This window comes from Ochrobactrum sp. WV_118_8 (assembly GCF_039631535.1).
Classification (GTDB): Bacteria; Pseudomonadota; Alphaproteobacteria; order Rhizobiales; family Rhizobiaceae; genus Brucella; species Brucella anthropi.
Map to the genome: position 1 here is coordinate 1789993 of NZ_JBDIUZ010000002.1, position 25258 is coordinate 1815250.

The window sequence follows — 25258 nt, forward strand, 5'->3', positions numbered from 1 at the left end:
AAATTATCGAGAGCGGTCCCGCTTTATAGACAGGCTTTTGGTTCCGGGTAGATCGGATAGGGGAACGGAATGGAATCTTTTGGCAGTTTTCGCCGCAAATTTGCGCCCTGGAACGATCCGGCGGCCAAGCCCTTCATTTCTTTTGAGAATGTGACGAAAATATTCGGCGATTTTACCGCCGTCGATGATCTCTCGCTCAATGTTTTCAACCGCGAGTTCTTCGCGCTGCTTGGCGCTTCGGGCTGTGGCAAGACCACGCTGATGCGCATGCTGGCAGGCTTTGAGGAGCCGACATCGGGCCGCATCACGCTCGACGGCCAGGATATGCGCGGCATCCCGCCCTATAAGCGCCCGGTCAACATGATGTTTCAGTCCTATGCGCTGTTTCCGCATATGACGGTCGAGAATAATATCGCTTTCGGCCTCAAGCAGGACGGCATGGCGAAGTCGGAAATCGATGCGCGCGTCGCTGAAATGCTCAAGCTCGTGAAGCTGGAGCAATATGGCAAGCGCAAGCCGCATCAGTTGTCTGGCGGCCAGCGTCAGCGCGTGGCGCTCGCCCGCTCTGTCGCCAAGCGCCCCAAGGTGTTGCTGCTGGATGAGCCGCTGGGCGCGCTCGACAAGAAGCTGCGCGAGGAAACCCAGTTCGAACTGATGGATTTGCAGGTCAAGCTTGGCATGACCTTCATGGTCGTCACCCACGATCAGGAAGAAGCAATGACCATGTCCGACCGCATCGCGGTGATGGACAAGGGCCGTATCAAGCAGGTGGCGACGCCGGCGGAAGTCTATGAGGCGCCGCGCTCCAAATTCGTGGCCGACTTCATCGGCAATGTGAACATCATCGAAGGCGAAGTGGTGAAAGCCGCCAATGGCGAGGCCGAGATCGCTACCGAAAAATTCGGTTTCCACATTCAGACCGAGACTCGCGAAGAACTCAATCCGGGCCAGAAGGTCTGGTATGCGGTGCGTCCTGAAAAGACGCGGATCACACGCGAAAAGCCGGACGATGCGTCGGTCAATGCGGTGGAAGGCGAGCTTTGGGATATTGCTTATTTCGGCGACATGACGGTGTTCCACGTGCGGCTCGAAAATGGGCGCACGATCAAGGCTGCAAGCCTCAATGCCGCGCGCAGAACCGAAAATCCGCTGACCTATGACGAGCGCGTCTGGGTTTCCTTCGATACCGATGCCGGTCTGGTACTGACAGTTTGAGGAGGCAAGCCCATGCAAAAGCTGATTGCTTCCATATCCAGTCGCCTCGTCATCGCAGTGCCTTATCTCTGGCTGTTGGTATTCTTTCTTGTCCCGTTTTTCATCGTCTTCAAGATTTCCCTGTCGGAAGTCGCGATGTCGATTCCTCCCTACATGCCAACTTTCGATTTGATTGATGGCTTTGCGACAAACTGGGAAAAGATAAAGCAGCTTAGTTTTGATAACTATGTGTGGTTGATGGATGATCCGCTTTATATAAAGGCGTATCTATCCAGTGTACGCATAGCGGCGTTATCGACGCTTTTGGCACTGTTAGTCGGTTATCCTTTAGCTTATGGCATCGCGCGCGCGCCGACAACAATCCGCTCGACGCTGTTGATGCTGGTCATTCTGCCGTTCTGGACGTCCTTCCTCATCCGTGTCTATGCGTGGATTGGTATCCTCAAGCCGGAAGGGCTGCTTAACCAGTTCCTGATGTGGCTCAATGTCATCGATACGCCACTCACAATTCTGAATACAGACACTGCGGTGTATATTGTGATCGTTTATTGCTACCTGCCATTCATGGTGCTGCCGATTTATGCCTCGCTTGAAAAACTTGACTATTCGTTGATCGAGGCAGCGCAGGATCTTGGCTGCACACCATTCGCTGCATTTTGGAAGGTGACATTCCCTCTATCCCTATCCGGCGTGCTGGCTGGGTGTTTCCTCGTCATGATTCCGGCGATCGGCGAGTTCGTTATCCCGGACATGGTTGGTGGGTCTGAGACGCTTATGATCGGCAAGACAATCTGGAGCGAATTCTTTTCCAATCGCGATTGGGCTGTGGCATCGGCCGTCGCTGTCGTTCTGCTTGGTATCTTGATTATCCCGATTGTCTTTTTCCAGCATGTTCAGGCGCGGGCACAGGAAAAGGGGAAATAGGATGCAAAACAACTGGTCCCGTTTCAATATCGCATCGGTGGCTCTGGGCTTTGCCTTCCTCTATCTGCCCATCGTCCTGCTGGTCATCTACTCGTTCAATGAATCCCGGCTCGTTACCGTCTGGGCGGGGTTTTCGACCAAGTGGTATGTCGAGCTGTTTCGCAATCAGGCGCTGATGGATGCGGCATGGGTGACGATCCGTGTCGGGCTTCTGTCTGCAACGATTGCAACTGTTCTGGGCACGCTCGCAGCACTCGCGCTGACGCGCTATACGCGCTTTCGTGGACGCATCCTGTTTTCGGGCATGGTTTACGCACCGCTGGTCATGCCGGATGTCATCACCGGTCTTTCATTGCTGCTGCTGTTCGTGGCGATGAATTTCGACCGTGGCTTCTGGACGGTGACGCTTGCACACATCACCTTTTCGATGTGTTTCGTGGCGGTCGTCGTGCAGTCGCGTCTGGTGAGCTTTGATCGTTCGCTGGAAGAAGCGGCAATGGATCTGGGTGCGCCGCCGGTCACGACCTTCATGAAGGTAACTCTGCCGGTCATCCTGCCTGCCGTGGTTTCAGGCTGGATGCTTGCATTCACCCTGTCGCTAGACGATCTGGTGATTGCAAGCTTTACCTCTGGTCCGGGCGCAACCACGCTGCCGATGAAGATTTACAGCCAGGTGCGTCTTGGTGTGACGCCGGAAATCAACGCTGTCTGTACAATCCTGATCGCGCTGGTGACCATCGGCGTCATTATTGCTTCGGTCGTCAACAAGCGCCGTGAAGTGCAGCGCCGCCGCGACGAGCAGGCGGCATTCCGTATGGGATAATGAAAAACGGGGCTTACTGCCCCGTTCCCATGGATGACGGTGAAATAAATGGCCGATCCCACGAGCCGCCGACGAAGAAATTGAGCGGCGGCTTGGCGGGCGGAGTTTCGGCTGGCGGCTGGCTATCCTGACCGTCTGTGCTGCCTTCCTCTGGCTGCTGCGGCTGGCTGTTCGGGAAAACGACTTCACCACTCAGCGCCAGACTGCGATCCACGAAAGGCACAATGCCTGCCAGCGTCAGCGTGCCATCGGAAGTGTCGAGACGCGCATTTTCCAGCGTCGCCACACCATCGGAAAGATTGGCTTTCACATCCAGACGATTGAAGGCAAGCGCCACGTTTTCCTTCCGTTCCAGAGCGAAGAAGCGCTGGCTCTGCGCCTTGGTCAGAAAATCCTGCACGGCAAAGCCCTGCATCTGACCATTGTTGAGCTGGATGGAAACATTGCCCTGCGCGTTGGTCAAAAGGCCGGACCAGCGATTGGCCGGACCTCTCATGAACAGGGAAACATTGCCTTTGCCGCTTACGAAAGGCTTATCGAAGCCAAGTGCCGTAAAGAACTGCGAACTGTCGATATCCGAGGCGTTGAAACGCAATTCGCCGCTCGCACTTTTCAGGTCACGCACGATCTGCACATTGGCTTGCATGATGCCGTTGAAGGCTTTGGCGTCGCCGATGTCGAAGATGGCACGTCCGCCTCGTATCTGAACCGCAGCAGCTACACCCGTCATGTTCACCGGGCCCGCCGTGGCACTCTGCGCGGAAAGGCGAAGGTCGACTTCTGCGCGATCAATGAAGCTCGTATCGACCACGTCGCGGTCGTGATTGTTGCGCTCGTTCGGCGAGCGCGCGCCGCTATCGGGCAGTGGAATGAAGGCTGAAAACAGACGACCAAGGTCAAGCTTGTCGAAAGCCAGTGTTCCGGTTACCGCAGGCTGTTCCTGTTCCAGACCGATCTCGATCACGCCCTTGGCCGGGCTGTCGCTGGCGGTCATTTCCACATCGGCGAATTTCAGCCGTTTCGGTGTCGCGGTTATGGTAGATTCCAGCGAGAATGCACCGATTTCGGCGCTGCCCGCAATTGGCGGAAGGCTGAGCCAGCGCACCGCGCCGCTGAGTGACGGGGTCTTGGCAGTCAGATCGCCTTCGAAAAAACGATCCTTGGAAATATTCGCCTTGCCCTGAAATGTGAGGCTTAGCGGATTGGCGGTCAGGCTTGCGGTCACATCCGATGTGCCGCCCGCCAGAAGCGGCAGCGCTTGTGCGGCAGTCAGGCTGAACTGGGAGGTCTCTTCGCGCCATTTGGCGCTGCCTTTCAGCGTTGCGGCACTCGATGTGCGCGGCCATTCCAGCGTTGCGTTGACATCGGTTATCTGTTCGTCACTGGTGATTTCGGGCTCGCTATCCGGACGGTTGAAGGCAATCGTCCCATCACGAACCACGACACGGCCAAACGGTTGTGAAGCCTGCTGCGTTGCCTGTGCATTATCTCCGGAACCGTCTTTTTGCAGGGCGCGCTGCGCACGGATCGCGGTGCCGAGGCGTCCGTTGGAATTGGCGATGGCGTCGAGGAGCTGTGAGAAATTCGAAATCGGTCCGTCGAGGTTCACATGCGGACGGACGATCTGCGTTTCGGAAAACGAGATATGTCCCATGATGGCATCGAGCGGAGAAAGCTCCACATCGATGCGATCAGCGCTCATGAGTGGCTTCTGCCCCTGATCGGTAAGTTTGCTGAGCGTCACGCCGTTCAACGATGCGCGCAAAACGGGGAACACCTTCAGGCGAGGGGCTTGTCGCAGTTCAACGCTATAGCCGGTCCAGGCGCTGATTTCCTGTGCAACGCGGATACGGATGGCATCGGTAGAGACGATAAAAGGCACCACGGCCAGCAAGGTTGCTGCAGCCGCGGCGCAGAGAATGACGAGCGCAATTATGAGGCGCGTAAATCGGGGCCAGCGCATCAACCATCCAATCAGTGAAGTTTCATAGAAACACGCCACGTTTTTTCTTCGCGCCGCGCCTCTGGTATTCGTTTTTTTGCATATCGTTATCGCAAAACTGCTGAGCACTTTTGCGCGACATATTTCAAGCTGTAAACCAGCAATGGGTCAAAGCAAAGACGCTAGTTTTATGATAAGTCGTCTACGGTTGCAGAGAACGGAATCAAATCACCAGCGCTGCTTCTTTCCTATGGTTAATCAATTGTTGCGCGGAAATTAACCCTGATTTTACAGTCGCTACTAATGCGTAAATTCTGAACGAAGAACTTAAGGCGTCGTTAACCGGCTTCACGCGATAAGGAATGCAACACTGAGTGATGATCGAGCTGCCGTTTCCGGCGCTCCGTTGCGAATTGCTTTTGTGTCCTTTGTCTCTGAGATTCTGATAGCGCCGGTTCGTCCGGCGCTTTTTTTTGAGTTGAATCAGGACATGAAAAAACCTCCCGCAAGGGGAGGTTCTTTAGTCTTTCAAGGTGCCGATCAGTCAGCCAGTACGCGTGTCGGTGGGAAGGCAATCTCGACCACCGTTCCGTGTCCCGGAGTGGAATCGATGGCAAATTGCGCCCGATTGGCTTCTACCATGGCTTTTGTCAGGGGCAGGCCCAGCCCGGTGCCTTCACTGCGCCAGTCCTTCGCGGTCTCGGCCTTGCGGCGTTCCAGCGCGTTGACCTGCCGGAATGGTTTCAGTGCCTGCTCGACCTCGGATTTGGTCATGCCGATGCCGGTATCGCGCACCCGCATCACGACATCGCCGTTCATTTCATAGCTTGTCGACACGATCACCTGACCGCCCGGAGCCGTGAAGCGCACAGCGTTGGACAGAAGGTTCAGGGCTACCTGCTTGATTGAACGCGTATCGGCAACAATGTCGGGCAGGTTGGATTGGAAGCTCGAACGGATGATGACGCGCTCGCGATTGGCCTGCGGTTGCATCAGTGCGATGGCTTCGGCAATGGCATCGTTGAGTGAGACCGCTTCAAACTGCATGTCGAGAGCGCCAGCTTCGATCTTTGAAATGTCGAGCAGATCATTGACCAATGCCAGCACGTGATTGCCGGAACGGTTGATGTCGCGCAGGTAATCCCGATAGCGATCATTGCCGATGGAGCCGAACTTTTCATCGGCCATCAGCTCGGAAAAACCGATGATTGCATTGAGCGGCGTGCGGATTTCGTGGCTGATGCGTGCCAGAAACTCTGTTTTCTGGCTTGAAGCGCGTTCAGCTTCCTTGCGCGCATTGGTCAGTTCTTCCTCGGTGCGTTTCCACTGCGTGATGTCACGCAGAACGGCGCAGAACCCACGCGTGTGCGGCAGTTTGCCGATGGTCATGAACAGCGGAATGAAGCCGCCCTTGGCTTCGCGGCCGATCACTTCGCGCCCATCATTGAGGACACTCAGAACGCCGTTGCCGGAAAGGCCGTGCAGATAGTCCATGGCGGCGCGCTGGCTTTCGATGGCGAACAGCATCGAAAAGAACTTGCCTTCCGTCTCGTCGCGTTCATAGCCGAAGAGGGCCGAGGCCGAATGGTTCATCGAGCGGATGCGGCCTTCAGGGTCAATAAGGACAACGCCATCCGTCGCCGTGTCGAGAATGGTCTTCAGTTCCTCGACATGATCCGCAAGTGCCTGCTTCTCGTCGTCCTTGTCGATCGCAACCGGCGCTTCAGCGGGGGCCGCAACGGCTTCAACGGATACCGGTGCAGCTGCCACCGGCATCAGGCTCAGCATGAGTGCGCGGCCTTCGCGCCAGGAAATGGCGTTGAGATGCGCATCGACAGGTTCTTCGCTGCCATTGGCGCGGCGCAGCACCATGCCTTGTCGCGTTTCGCCATCGTCGCTTTCGCTGTTGAACAGCACATCGACGCCACCCGCACCGCGAATATCATCAAGCGATTCATAGCCGGTGAGATCGAGCAAGGCCTGATTGACGTAATGGATCTTATCGCCCGAATGAATGATGACCGGCACAGGCAGATTGGCCAGCAGGGCCGTTTCATCTCCATAGGCCATTCCGGATGACGGAAGTGATGCTTCGTCGGCGCTAACTTCGTCGATGAGCGACGCTTTCACTTCGGTCTTTTCGACCGGCTGCGAGCTGTCAATAACGGTCTTGTCCGATATGGCGACCGTTTCGGTTTCGGCGCGCGAATTGGCAAGACCCTGCTTGCGCAGACGATCAGCAATTTCGCGAAATGCGTTGCGCTCGGTCTTGGTCAGCCCGCCTTCGGGACGCTCTTCGCGCTCCCGTTCTTTAAGCATCCGTGCCTGGTCCGCAGCCACTTTCTCTTCTGCGCAAGCGTTCAGTAAGCTGATCACCTTATCGGATTCCCGGCGTCCCGGTGTTGGCGCGATATCCAGCGGCGGCTTGGGCAGCGTTGCGACAGGACTGTCGTCATTGGCAATTTCTTCGCCTAGCGCCAGAACATCGTCGTCTTCGACAGGCGTTGCCGTTTCGACCGGTTCGCTGACGGGCTTGCGCGCCTGCGGAATGCCGCCTGCAAGCACCAGTCCGATTTTTTCCGGGTCCTTTTCGGCCTCAGCCGGACGCACCAGGCCAAAGCCGCGGAAACCGGTAAATTCCCGATCGCGCGAATAAACGGGCAGGGCGGCAAGCTCGACCGGCACGCGCAAATCCGTGCCTTCCACCGGCCACATCAACCGTTTTCCCGACCATGTGTCACGCTTGTCCAGCAGCGCCGCAATACTGCCATCAGGGTCGAAGCCGAAGACATTGGCCACATCGGCAAAGCGACGCCCGACGACATCAGCCGCATTCGGCCCAATCGTGGCGGCGAGGTCCGGCGATATTTCGCTGAATGTGCCGTCCGGTCCCACCTTCCAGATGAAGCGCGCGGGCGGAGCATCCTGTTCGAACACAAAACTGCGGGGCTTCTGCTGATCGGCGGAAGCATCTTCAGTATTTGCGCTCTCCACAGGCTCTGGAAGTATCTCTTCCAGAATTTCTTCGGCTTCACCCTGCAGAGCAGCGGGTGCTTCCAATGTCGCGACGGGAGCATCACCGATGATGCAAAGAAGATGCATGGGCGGTGTATCGGTCAGCCGCGCAATCGCTCCCGGCACGGAATGCTTTCCGGCGCGGATACGGCGCTTGACGATACGGTCGGTCGCATCTGCAGCTTCGATGACAAGGTCTTCCAGCGTCGTGGAGGAAATGTCGAGCGCAGCAAAACGCGGGCTTGCGGCAATCACCCGGCTGTTCGCGTCGATCAGCGCAATATGCGTGCTGTCGTCGCTGAGGCCGGAAATGATGTCTTCAGCTTCTGCGTCCTTGCCATCGGCAGTCAGCAGCAGCCCGGATACGCCGTCGGGAAGCGTAATATGCGACACGCTGAACCGGGTAAGGTCGGAACGCAGTCCGCCGCCGAGGCGAACGGAAACGGTTCGGGTTTCACCCTCCGCATTGCTGTTCGAAGAGGCGATCTGCCGGCGTGTGGCGATGGGCAAATCAAGTCCGCCGCCGATCATGTCTTCCACGCGATCGAAGCCGAAAAGCTTCGCGCCGGGGCCGTTGACCCAAAGCACTGCCGACAGGTCGTGCGTCAGCACGAGCTGCGCATCGCCCTTTGCAAAGCCCTCGCGGATAGAATCCAGCGCGGCAATATCGATGAAGGGGTATGATCCTGACATACCTGTCCTTACCTGTTCTTTCGACCGCCCGCAGTGCTCGTTAACACCCTGTTAATAAGCCTCTTATGGGCGCGGGTCCACATTGCCATTTGGTATGGGCTGCATTTTCTGTTTCATTAGTTAATACGGGAAAGGCAATTTTACAGGCTCGGGCCAATATCCGGGTTGTGCACAGCCGGTCACCTATAATGGTTACCAGCCGGTGACCGTTAACAGCAGGATTTGATATTGAATCCCGCAATTGGGAATTTCTCAAAAAAGAGAGCTATAATCACTTGCAATATGGATCGATTCTCCGTATGTGACCCCCTGTCGGCGACGCCAGAGCGTCACGCAGCCGACACAAAGGTACGCGGTCGTAGCTCAGTTGGTTAGAGCGCAGGATTGTGGCTCCTGAGGTCGTTGGTTCAACTCCAACCGACCGTACCAATTTCACTTTCAGGCCATCACTATAAGACATTGAATTTACAGCGAGAAATGACAATCGCGCTGTATTGCTATTGTCGCTTGCGGAAAATTTGGCTACATATGCGGACACAAACGGGCGCACTTATGGGTGCACAAATCGCCGGATTGCATATGTGGAGCTGCCTATGGGGCGCAGGATTGACGATAGCAGTGCAGACCGTCATCTGACCAAAATCAGGGGCATTTACTATTACCGCCGTCGCGTACCGGGAACCATCGGGACGCTCGATTCGCGCTCTCCCATCATTAAACAGTCACTGCAAACGACAGATTTGGTCGTTGCGCGGTCCAAGCGTGATCTGCTCGAAAAGGCAGATGGCGAGCTTTGGGCCTCGCTAATTATGGGCGGTGACAAGGACGAGGCCAGAGCGAAATACGACGCTGCAGTTAAGCGCGTGGAGGCTCTGGGCTTCACCTTTCATACGGCAAGGGAAATCGCTTCCGAGCCGCTGGATAAGATCCTCAAGCGCATTGAGACCATCCTCGCGCCGAGCGCGCCGGTTATGCAGGCCGCTGCCATTCTGGGTACCGTCGATGCGCCCAAGGTGACGATCAATCAGGCGTTCAAGATTTATCGCTCTCAAATTGCAGCTGACCAGCTCCGCGACAAGAGCGAGGCGCAGCGCCGCAAATGGGTGCAGCAGAAGCAGTCGGCGGTGAATTATTTTGTCGAGTTGAATGAAGATAAGCACATTGATGAGATTACCCGCGCTGACGCGCTCAAGGTCTATAATTTCTGGTTGAAGCGGATAGCCCCTGACAAGGGTGAAGCTACACACACAGCGACGGCTGGCAACCGAATCCTGTCGGATCTCAAAATTCTCTACGGTCGTTACTTCACTCACATTGGTGACAAAAACCGCGAAAACCCTTTCGCAGATCTCGGTTTTATCGAGAAGAAGAGATCCAGACCGCCTTTCAGCGCCACGTGGATCAAGGATAGCATTCTCAAAAAAGGTGCCTTGGCTGGCCTGAATGATGAAGCGAGAGGCGTTGTTCTCGCTATGATCGAGACAGGCGCGCGCCCCAGCGAGATCTGCAACCTCCTGCCTGAACATATACATGCAAACGAAAAGCTGCCTTACATAGAGGTAACAGCTATCGAAGATGGCGAAGGCAAGCGGGAGATCAAAACGGAATCATCCAAGCGGATTATTCCGCTCGTGGGTATCGCTGTTGAAGTGTTTAAAAAGCACGATGGGGGATTTCCCCGTTACCGGCACAAAGAAACCCATATGTCGAACACGCTGAATAAGTTCTTCAAAAATAACGGGCTGTTCCCAACCGACAAGCACAAGATCTATTCGTTTCGACACGCGTTCGAAGATCGGATGAAAGAAGCAGGTCTGGATGCAGAACTGCGCCGGTCGTTGATGGGGCACACCATCGACAGGCCTAATTATGGGGAGGGCGGCTCTCTGGAGTGGCGGCATACTGAGCTGCAGAAGATTGCACTGCCGTTTGATGCTTCGATCGTTTAGCGCGAGCGAAGATCTCCGCCATTTTGCTTTCTGTGGATGAAAGCGCCTCCAGCTCCCGCTCAAGGCGTTCATATATAGGGAGGCATTTCACTCCATCCGCGCCAAGTCTCACCATCCACTGGGCAAGTGCGTCCATCGCACGCTCGATGCGCTCTCGCGTGATAGGCTGAGAATGGCCGGATATGCCATCAGCCATGACCAGCATCCTTTGCGCGCAAGGCGAACTCGATCCGCTCGACTTTTTCCTTGAGGTAGGCCAGTTTGTATTGAAGTACTTCGACACTCACCCAGTCGATGACTTTTCGATAGGTGACTGTTTCCCTGTCATGATGGCGATAAAGCCATGTCTCCAAAAGATATTCTTCAATCTGACGTTCTACAAACTTTGAAAAGTCATTAGGCCGCTCCGCAGGCGCGGTCGAAATGCGTGAAAGTGCAACATTGTTCTCGGCAAAAGATTGGCGCTGTTCTTCCATCATTTCGTGCTGCTGCTCTGGCGACAGGGCGTTGAATGCAGCGACTGCTTTCTTCAAAAGGTCTTCACTCGCCATGACGGTCGCCTTCTGATGGGTAGGAAAGCAGGCCAAGACCATCCGCAAATGCTCGTTCAAGCGCAGTTACGCCGGTAGAGCCTGATGCAAAAAGGGTTGTGCCTGTGGACGGTGATTTACCAACACTGCCATCTGGCCGGATGAATTTGACCTTTCCAGCAATGAATAACAGGGCATCGGCCTTCTTTGCGGCCTCCTGCCACCAAGGCGCACTCGTCCGATCTGGAGTGAGCGCAATGCCGTTGCCATGTTTGAAGAACTTATCGAGCCACGGTTTCAAGCCATTACGGCCACCGAATGGCGGGTTCATCCAGATAAAACCATGCCAAGGAAGATCTAGAGAGTTGCTTGCGATCAGCTGATCAGCAGGAACGTGGGTTTTCTGCGATGCAGGATGCGCAACGTCCAGATCGAACCGACAACCGAGCCTTCCGAACACATAAGCTGGCGTGTACCATTCATCAGATGGGCCGTTGTTTTCCCAGAAACTCATTCCGATGCCTCCTGAGAAGGTGCAGATGGGAGAGCCATAACGTTGGCGATCAACTGATGATGCCAAGTGTAGTCGGAATAGAAGCGTTCAATCATCAGAACGACTTCTTGGCGCATTAGCTCGCGACTGTTGCACCCATCCCCCTCGACCTTACCGGCGTCGGCATGGTCCGGGGAGGATAGGGAGCGGCGTTCTTGAATGGCCTCGATAATGTCATTGCAGGCCAAACGGTATTCGCTGTCGGGCTGGCTGTCTTCGCCGTAGTCCCTGCAAAGCGCAATGACTTCATCCAACACCGTTTCCCATTCGCCATGCGCTCCCGGTTCGTTCTTCTGCTGATCCGGTACATTAGAGACAGCTTTATTTAGCTGTTCGCGGGACGTTCCAAGGGCGCGGATGGCGGAGATGTGTGAAATGATATGTGATTGAAGCGTTTCGAGCAGGATACGCTTTTCATCGTGGAAATATCCAAGATTGACGACAAGCTGTTGTTCTATAGCCTGAAGTCGTTCCTCCAATGCCAGCTCACGCGCTGCGGATGGCTCAAGCGCGGAGAGGATGCGGGCGTCATAGTCAGCCTGTGCGGAGGCTCTGGCCTCATCCAGCGTCCAGAAGCTAAATACTTCACCGATTGGTTTGGTGAGGTTCCACATCCTGTGAGGCAAACCGATATGATACCAGCCAACGATACTCTCCGCGATGAAGTCGCCATTCTCCTCTTGCCGCCACTCCAGTTCCTTCACACCCACCCCTTGCGGAAGGTGAGGCAATGCGGCAGTGAGGGCAACCGTAGCTTTATCGACGCATTTTTCAGTCATTCCGTGGCCGATGTAGTTCGCCAAGGCTGTTGCTGCCGCCTTCACGGCTTCTTCCGGTACTGTGGTCATGCTCGCGCACCTTCGCTAACAGGGCGACCGAATATGTCGCGCTTACGGGGAGGGAGTTGTTTTGTGAGGCGCTTCGGCTGCTTGTCCTTGGCGGAAAGCTTTGAAGATGGTTTGATCGCGCCGTTGTTCTTGTCCCGCTGGCGGTCGGCCTGACGTGTGCGGCGAATATCATCTGCCGTTTTTTCGATATGGCAGACTTTGCAAAGAACCTGAGCATTGGCCAATACGGGCTCGCCGCCGAGAACATCAGGCAAGATGTGGTCTACTTCGGCCTCTCCCTTTTTGAGAGCGGCCTTGCATTTCTCACAGTGACCGGATGCGCGCGCGATGGCGGCGGTGCGGATTTTCCGGGTGAACTCTTTCCGGGCCATATCAGTGCCTCGCATAGCCGAGTTCTTCGGCCAGTTGCTCGGCCATCAGGCCGTTGAGTTCGTCGTAAAGGTGGCTTCGCGGGCGATGCTGGCGCTTGGCCGTTTCGATTTCTGCGATCTTGGCGTTAATCTCGGCCTGAAGGTCGCGGCGCTCCGGTTCGGGGAAAAGCCAGTTGAAGAATTTTGCAATGAAAGAGGGGATCATCACGCAACCTCCTCACGGACATAGCCGTAGGTTTCGGCAAGCCATTTCTCAGCCTTCTTGAAGAAAGACTGGAATTCGGCCTCGCTCATTTTGTCGAAAGAAATGGAACCCGGAATAGCGATGGTGAGGCCGCTTGGAAGCGTGACAGGATCAATGACGCCATTCTGAAGCTTGAGAATTTCGTGCAACTTTTCCTTGGTGTAAGGTAGGTCGCAAGCATTGATGACTTCGCGGAGGATGGCGAAATACGCACGAAGCCTTGAAGTGTTTCTGAATTGCTTGATTTCGATGTTGACCAATTCGCCTTGAGCAACGCCATCAAGCGCGGCCATGTCGAATTCCATTGCCGGAACAAGAGAATTCCCCTTGCGGACGAAACCGTAGACTGGCTTTTCTCGCTTGCTCATGGCTCACCCCGCGTTGACAGGGTGAGAGTTGAGCATTGCGCGAAGAACGCGGGCGATCTGATGCTTGCGAAGGTCAAAGGCGCGCTGAAGCGCTTCTTCATTCTCGGTCAAGGTTGCCTCAACGTCGAAGTCATCCCAGATTTCTATAATCTGTTCCTCGGTCTTTCCGGTCGCCATGGCTTCATCGACCTCGGACAGAAACGCATCAATGTCGAAGGCTTCGCCACCATTGATGATTTCAGCTTCTTCAATGACTTCCTGAGCCGGCGCCGAGATAGAAGGCGAAGGCGGAGAAGGTGGGCTTGGTGGTGACGGTGGCGTGACGTTGACAGCTTCCTGTTGTGCCGGAATGTCTTGCACTTCTTCAGCAATGCCCAAGCCGCGAAGAACATCAGAGAACCCATCACGCAACGCGAAGGCGCGGGCACGCATCTTAAGCATGCGGTCGGCATATTGCGACCAAGGGCCAGATTTACCCCAGAGGGAAGCCTTGCGGGCATGTGCAACGGAGAATTCGCCAAGTTTTGCTTCAGGGTCGCCCTTGCGCTTCACAAGGCAGAGCGCTTTGCGGTTATCGCCTTCGCCTTCAAACCATTCTTTGAAACTCTCCATCTTGCCAGACGCTTGCACGACACCAAGTGCACCGTCACCCCAGAGGGTGGCACGACTGTTGATGACGGCAATCGACTGTAAAGCGGCCATCGGCGTTAAACCGACTTCCATACCGTGCATGATTGCAACCATGGCTTTTTCTGGCGTTTCCAGTCCCTTTGGGGCCATGCCCGCCTTGCAAACTGCTGACGCAATCCGCCATGCGCCGTCAAAATCCTGCGGGACTATTGCGCTAACCCTGCCGCCTGCTGGCAAAGATGGGAGGCGATTGCTTTCGTGATGAGCTACAGCGTTCATTATGCGGCCCTCTTTTCTTCAAAGCGCTCAACGCCAGCAACTTCGACACCGGCGCGAACCACACGGTTGGCAAGCTGCTCGACAAGAGCTTTCATTTCGGGGTGATCTTTCAGGGCAACCAAGGCCTTGTCGTAATCAACGATCCGGGCAGAGACGAACGTGCGAAGGCTCACCTTTGCCCCAGTGCGACCGGCGTGAGCATTCGTAGCCTGCGCGGCTTTCTCACGCTCGGAAGCTTCTGCCTTTAGCTGTTCCGCCTCGGCCAATGCAGTTTCGTCGTTGCCTTGCTCTGCTGCACGGGCGCGTTCCTCAGCCTCTCGGCGCAACCGGTCTGCTTCTTCCTGCTCCTTACGGCGGCGCTCGTTTTCAAGGCGCTGCTGCTCAATCAGAAATGCGTCCATATGGCGCTTGAGCTTCTTGGATAAGTCGGCGGGTTCTTCCTTGAGGTCGCGCCATTTGTCATCAACGGCACGACCAGCATCAAGGCTAGGCTGTTTCTCGACCTTGTGCAGATCGGTTGCCTTCTTGGCGATACCGGCGAGCTTCTTTGACCACACCGCCGCCTTGTCGGCCTGTTCCTGAGTGGTGATAGGCGTTTTCAGGAATGTATCGGCCAACTCCTTCTCGGCCTGAAATTCTAGCTTAAGCGCTTCGTGGGGATCATCCGGCAGATTGTGACCGATTGGAGCAACCGGCGCGTCATCATCCCAACCGTTGCCGTCAACGGCCTTACGATATGCAGCCTCGGAAACCGGGAAACGGCAAACCCACGACCATAGGTCAACCGGATCGCCCATTTTGTCGCCAATCTTTGCAACAAGCTGGCCGTCCTGTTCCCAGATGGCGACCGGAAGCCAAGGTCCATCCTTGCCGTTGCGCTTGCGGTAAAAACCGGGCTGTGCATCGCCTTCGTGGACTGGCAGGCCCTTGCCCACTTCTTTCGGGTCTGCAAGCGCGGCGGTCCAGAATTCATAGGTATGCGTCATGCTGCAATTCCTTCTTGAACAAGGTCGCGTGTGTCGGTCAGGTCGAGGTAAATCGACCGAATTTCACGACGGGCGTCATATGGGAGAGGACGGGCGAGAAGATCGCCAGCGGCTTCAATACGATCTTCGATAGGCTTGTCTGTGCTGATTGCGGTCAGATACAAATCAACCTGTTCAGCGCTGAGGTGATCGGCGTGACTGGTCATGGCTTACCCCCACCGGCTGTCAGAGCCGATAAGCAAGCTCTGCTTGGTCGTGATGAAAACCGGGCCAAGTTCTTCCATGCGAATAGCGTGATGGGCGTCCTGAAGCGCGTAGCCGAACTGCTTGGCGTTGAATGATGTGTTGCGCTTGAACCAACGCTCAAACTGTTCCGGCGTAGCCTCGGCGCGGTACAGTTCAATGTCCTTGAGTTCTGCCGCCTGTTTTGCGCGGTACATGGACCATGCAAGCTGCATGACGCGTTTTTGGCGGGTGGTTTCACGTACTGGCTTTGGTGCGCTTGATTTCAGGCCCGTAAGAGCCTGCGCAAGGTCGTTGTAGGTTGTCTGGATTGAGGGGTGCATGTTGCGCTCCGATCTCGTTTATTGAGATCGAATATACACGCTTCTGCGTGCATTGCAATAGAATACACGCAATTACGTGCAATTAGTTTTGACGCCAGCCCGTGATGTGCTAGAATCAGCGGTATCCCAGATGGCCATTTTTACTGTTCATCAACCGCCATCGGTTAACCATAAAGGGATGCTAGGAGCGGGTGATGGCTGACACGTCGATTGAATGGACAGATGCAACATGGAACCCGGCTGCCGGATGCACGATTCTTACCGCTGGATGCACTAATTGCTACGCGATGCGCATGGCGGCTCGATTAGAAGCCATGGGCGTTGAAAAGTACGTCGGCACGACACGCAAATCAGGTGGGCGTGCAAAATGGACAGGTAAAATCGTTCTAGATGAGAACGCCTTACAAATCCCTGAGACTTGGTCAAAACCTCGGCGCGTGTTCGTCAACTCGATGTCCGACCTGTTTCACACCGATGTGCCGGAAGAATTTGTGAGGAAAGTCTGGGATGTCATGGCGCGCACCCGTCGTCACACTTATCAGATACTTACAAAACGTCCTGACCGCATGGCGGAAATTCTCCAGAAGGACGGGTTTAAAGTCCTTCCCAATGTATGGCTGGGGACCAGTGTGGAAGATAGCCGTGTGCTACACCGACTTGATGAGCTTCGCGAAGTTCCTGCTGCGGTTCGGTTTGTTTCATACGAGCCGCTAATTGGTTCGGTTGCAGGCGGAGAACTTAGAGACATACATTGGGCAATCGTCGGCGGCGAAAGCGGACCGAATGCCCGACCAATGGATCCGCGCTGGATTGATGAGATTTTTGATCAGTGCACGGATGCTGACGCTGCATTCTTTTTCAAGCAGTGGGGTGGCAAAAACAAAAAAGCCACCGGCCGCGTTTATCGTGAACGCACTTGGGATGAGCTCCCGCGCTTGAGTATGTGAGACGCGATATCTGAAGCCAGTTTGACAGCGGGCGGACTCGTATTTGAAATTGCGAAGAAAAGAGAGGCGAGAGGCGCGCCGTTTTTGTGATGCAAGCGGATCGGCTTCAGTACTGCACCCCTGAAGGCATCTGACAATCTTTCTGCCACATAGGCTTCAATGGCGTCGACATCAGCAGTCCTGGCCGTTGCAATTGGATCGCCGAACAAATCGGTTGTTACTGTTTCATGGTTGTACCAGCGATTGTACCATTCTTCTGTACCAAAGAGTCTATTGAGCGCTCGTCGTTTATCTGCGCTCAATTTTGGAGCTTGCTTAGGTGCATTTCTGTAAAGGCCTGAAAGGGGAAAGAAGTACCAGCAATCCAACGCCTCAGTTTTCCCGATTTCAGAAACCGTCTGCCAATCTACTTCCATTCCATACGGATCAAGAAATATAACGCCTCTAATGCCACGTCCAACCGTATTTGGCCCTCGCCACGGGGTCCTTTTGCACAAACGCTGCACTAGTTCATTCGCATCACCATTTTTAAGTATTACGCGCCTTTCCGGATATTCGGCCTGCAACTGGATGAGAGCGTTGTAACGATGCGGATCGCGTTCAATAAGTACCAATGTGTTCAGTGGCGGATCAACGTCCAGTGCGAGGCGCGCCGATCCAGGTGTCGTAACTTCTTCAGGCTCGCTGAACTCTGAACCAAGTAGCGGCAACGCCGGGCGCACTTGAGTGCGTTCACCGGAGCCAGCAAAAGCATCAATATAAATGCGGGCGAATTGCTGTTTGCGAAGCGCAGTGGAAAATGCGGTTAGATACTCATTGAGGCACTGAAGCTTGGTTTCGGTGTCCGGCCCACCGAAAATATGTCCCGCCATGATCTCCCCCTTGAACGTGTCCCCACCGAACATCGAAGCCGATTTACATGGGCAAGTCGAGTCAAAATAGGTGGGAAGAACCGCAACGCGTGGCGCTTCTACAATGATAATTGTCTAACATCGATTTCATCGGAACGTTTTTGCGCTCTCTCCGTTTTCGCTTGGCGAAGAAATTCATATCAATCAAAGGATGATGAGATGAGCAGCACCACGGACAAAATTAAGGGAAAAGCCAATCAGGCTGGCGGAGCTATCAAGGAAGAAGCTGGCAGGCTTACAGGCAACCGAAAGGTTGAAGCAGAAGGTGCGGCCCAGAAGCTGAAGGGCAAGGCTCAGGAAGCCAAAGGTAAAGCAAAAGACGCCGTAAAGTCCGTTGTCGATAAAGCCTAAGTGATTTTTCACTGATAACTCCCCATTTTGCCGGGTGGGGAGTTTTCTTTTGCGCAAGCAAAACCCCACCGAAGCGGGGTTGTCTGTTAAGCTGCTTTCGCGGGGAACAGCACATCCAACCGTAACGGGTGTGCCAACTTGCCCGCTTTAATGTCACCAGCTACAAGCGCGATATGATATCTTTTCCTTGGTGGGTTGCCGTTCTCGTCATCATGTCGATCTATTGGCCGATTACCGTAATGGTCGCGGCAGCTATAGTCATGACGGCATTTCTGTAACGTCCCGATTGCTGCCGCCTTTTGAACCAAGGCCTCGTGGCATAAGACACGTGTTTAACGACGTCGTTAGCGACGTGTCTTATGCGAGGATTGGATGCGAGTTGAGGTTCTTGGCGCGGAACGGCGTCGTCGCTGGGGCGATCAGAAGAAACTGGATATCGTCATGTCGATTGGGATCGGCGGTGCGACGGTCACGGATGTGGCTCAGCGGTACGATGTGACCCGTCAGCAGATTTACACATGGCGACGGGAACTGAAGAAGAAGGGTCTTCTGCTCTCTTCGCGGGAAGCCGTATTTCTTCCTGTTGATATGGGTAGTGAGCAGATCCCTTCTGGGGTTAGCGATGACGCTGATGCTTCGTCCTCAATGATTGAATTGCACTTGCGCTGCGGTCGCAGCCTTCGTTTCACGAGCACGCTGGAGGATACGGTGCTGGCACGGCTCATCCGGACGGTGGAACAGGCATGATTGGACCGGGCACTGGCGTTCGGGTTTACCTTGCCTGCGGCGTGACAGATATGAGGAAAGGTATTGAGGGCCTTTCGATGTTGGCGCAGGATGTCTTGCGCCAGAAGCCGACAGGTGGAGCTGTCTTCGCCTTTCGCGGGCGGCGTGGTGATCGGGTGAAGCTGTTGTATTTTGATGGCCAGGGATTTTGCCTTTACTATAAAATCCTGCAGAAAGGGCGTTTCCCCTGGCCTTCAGCGGCCGATGGGACGGCTCGACTGACAGCAGCGCAGCTGGCGATGCTATGGGAAGGAATAGATTGGAGACGTCCGGACTGGGGTGCTCCGCCCGCCCGCGTCGGTTGATTTTATCTTACTGAAACTACTTGTTTTTATGGCGTTCTGTCCTGACTTATGCTAGTCAGGATCATGTCGAATGCGAGCTCAATTCTTCCTGATGATCCAGCCTTTCTGAAGGCAATGATCACCGCCTTGCAGGCGGAGAATGCGAAGATGTCGGCGGCGTTGAAAGCACACGATCACCTGATCCAGGGTCTGAGGCTACGCATTGCGCGATTGAAGAAACAGGTCTTCGGCAAGTCTTCTGAAAAAATCGAGCGGGAAATTGCGCAACTGGAACTGGCGCTGGAGGATCTGTTGATTGCCAGCGCCGAGCATGAGGCCGGGCCCGTCGAAGAGCTTGAAAACGATACGGCTTGCGGTCCGGAGGAGACTTTAAAGCCCAAGTCATCACGTCGGCGTCCACGTGTGTCGGAAAATGCTGTTCGCGAACGTCGTGAACTGGATCCCGGTCATTGCTGTCCTGCGTGCGGAGGCGAGTTGCGTTTTGTTGGAGAGGATGTCAGCGAAATCCTCGACATGATCGCAGCGACGATGAAGGTCATCGAGATCGCCAGGCCAAAGAAGTCATGCCGTTGCTGTGAGAAGATGGTGCAGGTTCCTGCTCCCAGCCGCCCGATACCGGGCAGTATGGCTGGTGCCGGGCTTCTGGCCTATATTCTGGTCTCCAAATTCGATGATCATCGTGTGTCCTGAGTACCAACATGGAAAGGAGGTACGTAACTGCAAGAGAGATGAGGGTGGGCCCCTCGGGTTCGGCGATCAGGAGCCGATCCCAAACCACCACAAGCTGCTGTCGTAAAGAGCGATGGTGGTGAGCGTTGTGGAAACGGCGGGACATGATCCCGTCAGGTAAGATCCAGAGAGACGAGCGAAAGCGAACCGTCGATGAACTGCCGAAAGCGTATGGTTGATGTCAGAACCGGGGGTGGTGGTCATCCCGGGATGAGTATGGGCGGTGCCCTGAAGTCCGGCCCACACGGCATCCGGCTCGAAGGCGGCGTGAATCTGGGTCAGGCTCTTTTGCGGAACAGGAGAACCTGTCGTCCCGATGCCAAGGGAGAGGACCGATCGGGCAGCCCCCGAAAGGGCCAGAGTACCGATGCGGGGCACAGGGACAGAACAGCTCGTAGTAGGGTTGAAGGCGCTGTAATGGTGCTGGACCAAAGGGGCTGTGGTGTTCAGCCGCTGCCACTGGCCAACTGGTAACAGGATGAGCTGGATGACAGAGGCAAGACCGTTTACAATTGAGAAGAGAGAGATCTGGGAGGCGTTCCAGCATGTGAACGCCAATCAGGGAGCAGCTGGTGTAGACGGGCAGACGCTCGAAAGCTTTGGGGAACGGCTTGGTCCGAACCTTTACAAGCTTTGGAACAGAATGTCTTCGGGCAGCTACATGCCATCGCCGGTACGCCGGGTGATGATCCCCAAAGCAGACGGGACCCAACGGCCGTTGGGTATTCCGACTGTCACGGACCGCATCGCGCAGGAGGTCGTCCGGCTTTATCTGGAGCCGCTTGTGGAACCAGTATTCCACAAGGATTCCTATGGGTATCGGCCTGATCGCTCTGCCATTGACGCCATCCGGACGGCGCGTCAGCGATGCTGGCGTCACGATTGGGTGTTGGACATGGACATCAAAGGGTTCTTTGACACTATCGATCATGGACTTTTGCTCAGGGCGGTCCGCCATCATACGGATTGTCGCTGGGTTCTGCTCTATATCGAACGGTGGCTAAAGGCACCAGTGATGATGGCGGATGGCAGTCTTGTCTCGCAGGAACGCGGAACGCCGCAGGGTGGGGTGATCTCGCCGCTGCTGGCTAACCTGTTTCTGCATTACGCTTTCGACAAATGGATGGATCGAGAGAATCCGCAAGTGCCGTTCGAGCGCTATGCGGATGACATCATCTGCCATTGTCGGACGGAAGATGAAGCACGCAGGCTATGGCAGCAGGTCGAAGATCGTCTCGCTGACTGTGGACTGACGCTTCATCCGCAGAAGACAAAGATCGTCTACTGCAAGGATACCAACCGGAAAAGATCGTTCCCGACGGTTGCTTTCGACTTTCTCGGCTACAGGTTCCAGCCCCGGCTGGCGATCTGGCGTGGAGGGTTGTTTGGCGTATCCTACCTTCCGGCGGCCAGCCCAAAAGCGCTCAAGGCGTTTCGACGTCGGGTACGCAATTGGGGATTGCAGCGGCGTAGCGACAAGGGGCTGATCGATCTGGCCCGTATGTTTAATCGACAGATTAAAGGTTGGATCGGCTACTTCAGGTGTTTCTACAAATCGGCGCTTTATCCGACACTTCGTCTGATTGACGCTCATTTGCTCCGATGGGTGATGCGGAAGCATAAACGCTTTAAGCAGCGGCCCCGGCAAGCGCGACTCTGGCTCGCCAGACTTGTGAAATCCACGCCGGGGTTGTTCGCCCATTGGTCTCTTCTTTACGCAAATGGTTGAATACTGGGAGCCGTATGAACCGAGAGGTTCACGTACGGTTCTGGGAGCGCGTGAGGGTGAAATCCCCTCGCGCGACTCGCTTGCCGCTCTATCGCCTCAACGAGATATTCGCGCGGATGGGGGCCGATATACCTGACAGCACACTGGTGGATTGGTGCGGTCGTGCCATGCAGGTGCTCCGTCCGCTGATCGAGCGCATTGAGATTGAGATCATGAAAAGCGATCTCCTCCATGCTGACGATACGCCGATCCGGGTGCTGGATCGCTCATTGCGCGACAAGGGATTGGGCAAAGGTGTGAAGAAGGGCAGGATCTGGACATATGTCCGCGATCAGCGTCCATGGGCAGGTAGTGCGCCACCAGGTGCGGTTTATTACTTCGCGCCCGACTGGAAGGAAGAGCACGTTCATCGCCATCTCGAAAAGGCGAGTGGCATTCTTCAGGCCGATGGCTACAAAGGCTATACGAAGCTATATGAGCCGGGATCGGACGGAAAGCGTCGGTTCTGGGAAGCTTCATGCTGGGCGCATTGGCGGCGTGACTTTCATGACATCTGGACCGCGAACAAATCCGGGATTGCGCGCGAGGCTCTCGATCGGATCGGTGCGCTGTATGATATCGAACGGGATATTGTAGGCCGGCCCGCCGATGTACGGCTCGCCACGCGTCAAAAGCACAGCAAGCCAAAGATCGATGAACTGCACGCATGGGCAGAAAAGCAGTTGCTTCGCATTCCGGGAAAAAGCGAACTTGCGAAAGCTTTGCGCTATGGGCTGAGCAGATGGCCGTCACTCTGCCTGTTCCTGGAGGACGGACGCGTGGCCATGGACAACAACGCTGCGGAACGAGCCCTCAGACCGATAGGAGTAGGACGCCGGAATTGGTTGTTCGCAGGCGCTGACACCGGCGCGGAAACCTTGGCACGCGCCATGACGATCATTGAAACAGCGAAGATGAACGGCATCAACCCGCAAGCTTATCTGGCCGATGTGCTCGACCGCATTCACGACCACAAGATCAATCGGCTCGATGAGTTGCTCCCGTGGAATTGGAAGCCCCTCGCAGCTGAACATGCAAAGGCAGCCTGATGACCACGGTCAGATTTGTTTACACGCTCGACTATGTCGCCGAAATGCTCGAAGAGGATGTCGATCTTCTTCAGGCGATCATCTACAATGATGACAACTTGACCTATGGCAATATCATCAGTGTCGTGACCGGAGACGACCAGTCTACAAGCGCCCTGACGGACGACGGCATTGATGAGCTAAGACAGATGCTGGCTGACGCCCGTAAATCAGTCGAAAAATGGCAAGAATTCCTCGAATGCTTTGTCGATGACGAAGAGATCGTCGCCCGCCTCAAGACATATTCACCACGGTAACAATCGGGCGGTTACGCATTTCTGGGAACGAAGAGCGTTGGATGGCGAGTAACTTGGAGTGTAGCTGCTTTCCTGATCGTCGCGCCGGTGCTTTGGTTTTACTCGCTTGCATAAGCAAAAACCCCGCCGAAGCGGGGTTGTCTCATTAACCGCCGTTAGACATAGCAAGCCCCTTCTACGACAATCACGAGTGATATAGTCAATATAATAGTTATACAGTTTGATTAGTCAACGATTCCTCAACACGACTCGAACAGAATCACCTCACCAGCAGCAAGGCGGGTCAATTCAGCCCACGCTGCAAGGTTATGTGCATTCTTATGTGTAGGTAAGATAACCTGTTGTTGTTTCTCATCTTTTCCGTGTGACAGTGCGTTTCTGATCTTTCGGATGGTAGATGCGAAAATCGACAGACCGTTGTTGCAGAAATCCTTGTAACTTTCAGGCCCGCTGACCAGGGGTGGTACGGTATGCCCTCCGTCGAACTCAAGCTTCTTGGCAAATGCATCTAAATTTTTCTCAATGTATCGCCACAGTACATCCGGAGAAACCGACAGTTTCATTATTGCTTCGAATTTATTGTAATCATCGATTTTCGATTTGCTCATCGCTGTGATAATATCAGCGCAAGCTTGGTCGATATTATCGGAAATATGAGGTGATAGCAAAACCTTTCGGATTGCTTGTTTTGGTGCGGTCTCAATGTAGTTCGTTCCTGCATACTCAATTATGCGATATGAATAAAGAAATCTCTGAGAGGAATCGTTTGATTGTGCTGCTGACCAGAAATTGGTTAGATTGCGATCTAAAGGACGTGCGGAAATTTTTGTGGGGAAATTTCCATGGATGTACCTTACGGAGTTTGTTTCATATGATTTTTTAGCTTCATTATGTATCAAAATGGACGGTGATTTGTTGTCATAGTAATGTAAATAAAAGTTTAGACTGTCCAACGTTGCCTCAATTAGATCCTCATCATATTCTATATTGTCAATCCAGAAGCATCTGGGGGAACCAAAGATACCTTTTCGGTCTAATTTTGCGTCATTCTGTCCCCGGAGATATGAACGAAATGAACGCAAATTCCGGTAGTCGGTTTCGGTGGCACCTAGTTCAATGAAATTTTCAGCAAGGATATGCAGTTCGTTGCTACTAGGGGCAAATCGACATTGGTAAGATCTTCCCTCAAATCTGAATTCAAACTGACGCCCGATAACTTCGGCTCCTGCAGGAGAGGGAAGAAACGCGGACCAAATGAATTCGAGCGATCTAGTAGATTTGTGGTAGATAGCAGAAAGTGTTGATGGAAAGAACAGTTTGGTAATATTATTCAAGACATTTCTGGCTTCTGCCTCGCTGTCTGGAATTACTATTCCGACTGATTTGTCGCGCCACAAGCCATGTATCGCGTTTTTGACTATTCCATTCGACTGAACAGCGGTAAAGGTAACTTCATCGTTCTCTGCTTTGATTAGCTCCAGAATTTCGTTTACTTTCTTATCATTTGCCGGATCGGCAATATCATTGTTGCGATGAATGGTAATATTGGAATCGTTATTTTGCATACCCCGTAACCCCTAAAATCCCTGTAAACTGCGGAAGAGTTGTGCTGTCGCCAAGAAAGCCACAAGCGCTATAGTCGCGTTGTGTCAGGTGGCTGCGAATCTAAGCATCGGTATTCCCACATTATTAGGATACAGCTAGTTGCATCGCTGTCTATAGCCGACAGTTTTTTGTTCGCCGCTCCACATCTAGCGGCGGCAAAATGCCGTTAAAGTTTCATCAAGAAGGTTCTTGTTTTGTTCTAATATCTGAGTCATCCTGTCGCACATAACAAGCGTACAGGGAGTAACGGGTATGAGCATGCAAACCAATTTTATCGTGCAGAGCTACAGCAAGGGGCCGAGGGGCAAATTGATTGCCGACACACCCTTCGTCGCGAAGGACGTGGCCCACGCAAAGCGCATGGCAGTGAGCAGCCCCATGGTGATTGCCTTCGCCAATACAGGCGACGCAGATACCGGAGATTTCGAAGAACCTAAGCTGATTTATGCTCATGGCGATCCGTTGCCGCCCCAAATCGAAGAAATGGAAAAAATCTAACGCCGGAGGCCGAATTGATCCGTTATGTCTCAGGCGGTAAAATTCTAAAGAAATCAGCCGTGGATGAAATGCTCGAA

Annotated in this window: 25 protein-coding genes, 1 tRNA gene and 3 pseudogenes; 14 read left to right on the plus strand and 15 right to left on the minus strand. The window is 54.3% G+C overall.

Annotation, left to right across the window (positions count from 1 at the left end; translation table 11 throughout):
- Nucleotides 1-69 precede the first annotated feature (69 nt).
- Genes ABDF71_RS22575 through ABDF71_RS22585 form a run of 3 tightly spaced genes read left to right on the plus strand, consistent with a single transcriptional unit; the run spans nucleotide 70 to nucleotide 2962 of the window.
- Nucleotides 70-1215, plus strand: coding sequence for an ABC transporter ATP-binding protein (locus ABDF71_RS22575; RefSeq protein ID WP_151663231.1), 1146 nt, complete (start codon nucleotides 70-72; stop codon nucleotides 1213-1215).
- Nucleotides 1216-1227: 12 nt separating this feature from the next.
- A complete protein-coding gene (locus tag ABDF71_RS22580; RefSeq protein WP_151663230.1) occupies nucleotides 1228-2139 on the plus strand; it encodes an ABC transporter permease subunit in 912 nt (303 codons plus the stop codon).
- A gap of 1 nt (nucleotide 2140) precedes the next feature.
- Nucleotides 2141-2962 carry an ABC transporter permease gene (locus ABDF71_RS22585; RefSeq protein ID WP_010659111.1) on the plus strand — a complete coding sequence of 274 codons (822 nt, stop codon included), beginning with the start codon at nucleotides 2141-2143 and terminating at the stop codon, nucleotides 2960-2962.
- A 13-nt stretch (nucleotides 2963-2975) separates the two neighbouring features.
- Here ABDF71_RS22585 and ABDF71_RS22590 read toward each other — a convergent pair whose 3' ends face one another.
- Nucleotides 2976-4925: an AsmA family protein gene (locus ABDF71_RS22590; protein WP_258124803.1), complete on the minus strand. Its 1950-nt coding sequence runs from the start codon at nucleotides 4923-4925 to the stop codon at nucleotides 2976-2978.
- 519 nt (nucleotides 4926-5444) lie between these two features.
- Entirely contained in the window at nucleotides 5445-8612 is a 3168-nt protein-coding gene (gene pdhS, locus ABDF71_RS22595; RefSeq protein WP_151663228.1) for a cell-division control histidine kinase PdhS, read from the minus strand.
- Nucleotides 8613-8964: 352 nt separating this feature from the next.
- Here pdhS and ABDF71_RS22600 point away from each other — a divergent pair.
- Both ABDF71_RS22600 and ABDF71_RS22605 read left to right on the plus strand, forming a co-directional pair.
- A tRNA-His gene (locus ABDF71_RS22600) sits at nucleotides 8965-9041 on the plus strand.
- A 164-nt stretch (nucleotides 9042-9205) separates the two neighbouring features.
- Complete coding sequence (locus tag ABDF71_RS22605) at nucleotides 9206-10561, plus strand: tyrosine-type recombinase/integrase (protein ID WP_258124802.1); 1356 nt, start codon at nucleotides 9206-9208, stop codon at nucleotides 10559-10561.
- A 188-nt stretch (nucleotides 10562-10749) separates the two neighbouring features.
- On the opposite strand, the gene ABDF71_RS22610 is transcribed toward ABDF71_RS22605, so the two are convergent.
- The 10 genes and pseudogenes from ABDF71_RS22610 to ABDF71_RS22655 all read right to left on the minus strand — a co-directional run bounded on the left by ABDF71_RS22610 (nucleotide 10750) and on the right by ABDF71_RS22655 (nucleotide 15936).
- Nucleotides 10750-11112, minus strand: coding sequence for a hypothetical protein (locus ABDF71_RS22610; protein ID WP_258124801.1), 363 nt, complete (start codon nucleotides 11110-11112; stop codon nucleotides 10750-10752).
- Nucleotides 11102-11605 (minus strand): DNA N-6-adenine-methyltransferase, encoded by a 504-nt coding sequence (locus ABDF71_RS22615; protein ID WP_258124799.1) that lies wholly within the window; start codon nucleotides 11603-11605, stop codon nucleotides 11102-11104. Before ABDF71_RS22615 ends, ABDF71_RS22610 begins: the two co-directional genes overlap by 11 nt.
- Entirely contained in the window at nucleotides 11602-12468 is an 867-nt protein-coding gene (locus tag ABDF71_RS22620; protein ID WP_500061809.1) for a hypothetical protein, read from the minus strand. Before ABDF71_RS22620 ends, ABDF71_RS22615 begins: the two co-directional genes overlap by 4 nt.
- Before the next feature lie 209 nt (nucleotides 12469-12677).
- Nucleotides 12678-12878, minus strand: a pseudogene (locus ABDF71_RS22625) (HNH endonuclease); the annotation flags it as partial.
- Nucleotides 12865-13068, minus strand: a complete 204-nt coding sequence (locus tag ABDF71_RS22630) for a hypothetical protein (protein WP_022570408.1) — start codon at nucleotides 13066-13068, stop codon at nucleotides 12865-12867. The gene ABDF71_RS22630 and the pseudogene ABDF71_RS22625, both read right to left, overlap by 14 nt.
- Complete coding sequence (locus ABDF71_RS22635; protein WP_258124796.1) at nucleotides 13068-13475, minus strand: DUF1367 family protein; 408 nt, start codon at nucleotides 13473-13475, stop codon at nucleotides 13068-13070. Before ABDF71_RS22635 ends, ABDF71_RS22630 begins: the two co-directional genes overlap by 1 nt.
- A 3-nt stretch (nucleotides 13476-13478) precedes the next feature.
- Nucleotides 13479-14384: a hypothetical protein gene (locus ABDF71_RS22640; protein WP_258124795.1), complete on the minus strand. Its 906-nt coding sequence runs from the start codon at nucleotides 14382-14384 to the stop codon at nucleotides 13479-13481.
- Nucleotides 14384-15370, minus strand: a complete 987-nt coding sequence (locus ABDF71_RS22645) for a hypothetical protein (protein WP_500061810.1) — start codon at nucleotides 15368-15370, stop codon at nucleotides 14384-14386. Before ABDF71_RS22645 ends, ABDF71_RS22640 begins: the two co-directional genes overlap by 1 nt.
- Complete coding sequence (locus ABDF71_RS22650) at nucleotides 15367-15576, minus strand: hypothetical protein (protein WP_151646729.1); 210 nt, start codon at nucleotides 15574-15576, stop codon at nucleotides 15367-15369. The genes ABDF71_RS22645 and ABDF71_RS22650 overlap by 4 nt, the downstream gene beginning before the upstream one ends.
- Nucleotides 15577-15579: 3 nt before the next feature.
- Nucleotides 15580-15936: a hypothetical protein gene (locus ABDF71_RS22655; RefSeq protein WP_258124792.1), complete on the minus strand. Its 357-nt coding sequence runs from the start codon at nucleotides 15934-15936 to the stop codon at nucleotides 15580-15582.
- Nucleotides 15937-16130: 194 nt separating this feature from the next.
- Here ABDF71_RS22655 and ABDF71_RS22660 point away from each other — a divergent pair, with 194 nt between their 5' ends.
- Nucleotides 16131-16883: a DUF5131 family protein gene (locus ABDF71_RS22660; RefSeq protein WP_258124791.1), complete on the plus strand. Its 753-nt coding sequence runs from the start codon at nucleotides 16131-16133 to the stop codon at nucleotides 16881-16883.
- On the opposite strand, the gene ABDF71_RS22665 is transcribed toward ABDF71_RS22660, so the two are convergent.
- Nucleotides 16838-17755: a three-Cys-motif partner protein TcmP gene (locus ABDF71_RS22665; RefSeq protein WP_258124790.1), complete on the minus strand. Its 918-nt coding sequence runs from the start codon at nucleotides 17753-17755 to the stop codon at nucleotides 16838-16840. The two genes, ABDF71_RS22660 and ABDF71_RS22665, sit on opposite strands and share 46 nt — an antisense overlap.
- A 198-nt stretch (nucleotides 17756-17953) precedes the next feature.
- Here ABDF71_RS22665 and ABDF71_RS22670 point away from each other — a divergent pair, with 198 nt between their 5' ends.
- From ABDF71_RS22670 to ABDF71_RS22685, 4 genes and pseudogenes are all read left to right on the plus strand, one after another.
- A complete protein-coding gene (locus tag ABDF71_RS22670; RefSeq protein WP_258124789.1) occupies nucleotides 17954-18145 on the plus strand; it encodes a CsbD family protein in 192 nt (63 codons plus the stop codon).
- A 372-nt stretch (nucleotides 18146-18517) separates the two neighbouring features.
- Nucleotides 18518-18892: an IS66-like element accessory protein TnpA gene (tnpA, locus tag ABDF71_RS22675; RefSeq protein WP_011982989.1), complete on the plus strand. Its 375-nt coding sequence runs from the start codon at nucleotides 18518-18520 to the stop codon at nucleotides 18890-18892.
- Nucleotides 18889-19236, plus strand: coding sequence for an IS66 family insertion sequence element accessory protein TnpB (gene tnpB / locus ABDF71_RS22680; protein ID WP_011982990.1), 348 nt, complete (start codon nucleotides 18889-18891; stop codon nucleotides 19234-19236). Before tnpA ends, tnpB begins: the two co-directional genes overlap by 4 nt.
- 63 nt (nucleotides 19237-19299) lie before the next feature.
- A pseudogene (locus ABDF71_RS22685) lies at nucleotides 19300-19914 on the plus strand (transposase domain-containing protein); the annotation flags it as partial.
- Nucleotides 19915-19992: 78 nt separating this feature from the next.
- Here ABDF71_RS22685 and ABDF71_RS22690 read toward each other — a convergent pair.
- A complete protein-coding gene (locus ABDF71_RS22690) occupies nucleotides 19993-20343 on the minus strand; it encodes a hypothetical protein (protein ID WP_124916644.1) in 351 nt (116 codons plus the stop codon).
- Between the two features lie 109 nt (nucleotides 20344-20452).
- On the opposite strand from ABDF71_RS22690, the gene ltrA reads away from it, so the two are divergent.
- The 3 genes and pseudogenes from ltrA (at nucleotide 20453) to ABDF71_RS22705 (ending at nucleotide 23078) form a co-directional block, all read left to right on the plus strand.
- Complete coding sequence (ltrA, locus tag ABDF71_RS22695) at nucleotides 20453-21694, plus strand: group II intron reverse transcriptase/maturase (RefSeq protein WP_500061811.1); 1242 nt, start codon at nucleotides 20453-20455, stop codon at nucleotides 21692-21694.
- An 80-nt stretch (nucleotides 21695-21774) separates the two neighbouring features.
- Nucleotides 21775-22782 (plus strand): annotated as a pseudogene (tnpC, locus tag ABDF71_RS22700) (IS66 family transposase); the annotation flags it as partial.
- Nucleotides 22782-23078: a hypothetical protein gene (locus ABDF71_RS22705; RefSeq protein ID WP_012092492.1), complete on the plus strand. Its 297-nt coding sequence runs from the start codon at nucleotides 22782-22784 to the stop codon at nucleotides 23076-23078. The pseudogene tnpC and the gene ABDF71_RS22705, both read left to right, overlap by 1 nt.
- A 239-nt stretch (nucleotides 23079-23317) precedes the next feature.
- Here the strand turns inward: ABDF71_RS22705 and ABDF71_RS22710 are convergent, their stop codons facing one another.
- Nucleotides 23318-24643, minus strand: a complete 1326-nt coding sequence (locus ABDF71_RS22710; protein ID WP_258124787.1) for a hypothetical protein — start codon at nucleotides 24641-24643, stop codon at nucleotides 23318-23320.
- Nucleotides 24644-24935: 292 nt separating this feature from the next.
- Between ABDF71_RS22710 and ABDF71_RS22715 the strand changes: the two genes are divergently transcribed.
- Complete coding sequence (locus tag ABDF71_RS22715) at nucleotides 24936-25181, plus strand: hypothetical protein (RefSeq protein WP_258124786.1); 246 nt, start codon at nucleotides 24936-24938, stop codon at nucleotides 25179-25181.
- Nucleotides 25182-25258 lie beyond the last annotated feature (77 nt).

What these genes read in the sequence shown, in the direction of transcription:
- ABDF71_RS22575 (WP_151663231.1), top strand. Translation starts at nt 70, where the DNA reads ATGGAATCTTTTGGCAGTTTTCGCCGCAAATTTGCGCCCTGGAACGAT.
- ABDF71_RS22580 (WP_151663230.1), top strand. Translation starts at nt 1,228, where the DNA reads ATGCAAAAGCTGATTGCTTCCATATCCAGTCGCCTCGTCATCGCAGTG.
- ABDF71_RS22585 (WP_010659111.1), top strand. Translation starts at nt 2,141, where the DNA reads ATGCAAAACAACTGGTCCCGTTTCAATATCGCATCGGTGGCTCTGGGC.
- ABDF71_RS22590 (WP_258124803.1), bottom strand. Translation starts at nt 4,925, where the DNA reads ATGCGCTGGCCCCGATTTACGCGCCTCATAATTGCGCTCGTCATTCTC.
- pdhS (WP_151663228.1), bottom strand. Translation starts at nt 8,612, where the DNA reads ATGTCAGGATCATACCCCTTCATCGATATTGCCGCGCTGGATTCTATC.
- ABDF71_RS22605 (WP_258124802.1), top strand. Translation starts at nt 9,206, where the DNA reads ATGGGGCGCAGGATTGACGATAGCAGTGCAGACCGTCATCTGACCAAA.
- ABDF71_RS22610 (WP_258124801.1), bottom strand. Translation starts at nt 11,112, where the DNA reads ATGGCGAGTGAAGACCTTTTGAAGAAAGCAGTCGCTGCATTCAACGCC.
- ABDF71_RS22615 (WP_258124799.1), bottom strand. Translation starts at nt 11,605, where the DNA reads ATGAGTTTCTGGGAAAACAACGGCCCATCTGATGAATGGTACACGCCA.
- ABDF71_RS22630 (WP_022570408.1), bottom strand. Translation starts at nt 13,068, where the DNA reads ATGATCCCCTCTTTCATTGCAAAATTCTTCAACTGGCTTTTCCCCGAA.
- ABDF71_RS22635 (WP_258124796.1), bottom strand. Translation starts at nt 13,475, where the DNA reads ATGAGCAAGCGAGAAAAGCCAGTCTACGGTTTCGTCCGCAAGGGGAAT.
- ABDF71_RS22640 (WP_258124795.1), bottom strand. Translation starts at nt 14,384, where the DNA reads ATGAACGCTGTAGCTCATCACGAAAGCAATCGCCTCCCATCTTTGCCA.
- ABDF71_RS22645 (WP_500061810.1), bottom strand. Translation starts at nt 15,370, where the DNA reads ATGACGCATACCTATGAATTCTGGACCGCCGCGCTTGCAGACCCGAAA.
- ABDF71_RS22650 (WP_151646729.1), bottom strand. Translation starts at nt 15,576, where the DNA reads ATGACCAGTCACGCCGATCACCTCAGCGCTGAACAGGTTGATTTGTAT.
- ABDF71_RS22655 (WP_258124792.1), bottom strand. Translation starts at nt 15,936, where the DNA reads ATGCACCCCTCAATCCAGACAACCTACAACGACCTTGCGCAGGCTCTT.
- ABDF71_RS22660 (WP_258124791.1), top strand. Translation starts at nt 16,131, where the DNA reads ATGGCTGACACGTCGATTGAATGGACAGATGCAACATGGAACCCGGCT.
- ABDF71_RS22665 (WP_258124790.1), bottom strand. Translation starts at nt 17,755, where the DNA reads ATGGCGGGACATATTTTCGGTGGGCCGGACACCGAAACCAAGCTTCAG.
- ABDF71_RS22670 (WP_258124789.1), top strand. Translation starts at nt 17,954, where the DNA reads ATGAGCAGCACCACGGACAAAATTAAGGGAAAAGCCAATCAGGCTGGC.
- tnpA (WP_011982989.1), top strand. Translation starts at nt 18,518, where the DNA reads ATGCGAGTTGAGGTTCTTGGCGCGGAACGGCGTCGTCGCTGGGGCGAT.
- tnpB (WP_011982990.1), top strand. Translation starts at nt 18,889, where the DNA reads ATGATTGGACCGGGCACTGGCGTTCGGGTTTACCTTGCCTGCGGCGTG.
- ltrA (WP_500061811.1), top strand. Translation starts at nt 20,453, where the DNA reads ATGACAGAGGCAAGACCGTTTACAATTGAGAAGAGAGAGATCTGGGAG.
- ABDF71_RS22705 (WP_012092492.1), top strand. Translation starts at nt 22,782, where the DNA reads ATGACCACGGTCAGATTTGTTTACACGCTCGACTATGTCGCCGAAATG.
- ABDF71_RS22710 (WP_258124787.1), bottom strand. Translation starts at nt 24,643, where the DNA reads ATGCAAAATAACGATTCCAATATTACCATTCATCGCAACAATGATATT.
- ABDF71_RS22715 (WP_258124786.1), top strand. Translation starts at nt 24,936, where the DNA reads ATGAGCATGCAAACCAATTTTATCGTGCAGAGCTACAGCAAGGGGCCG.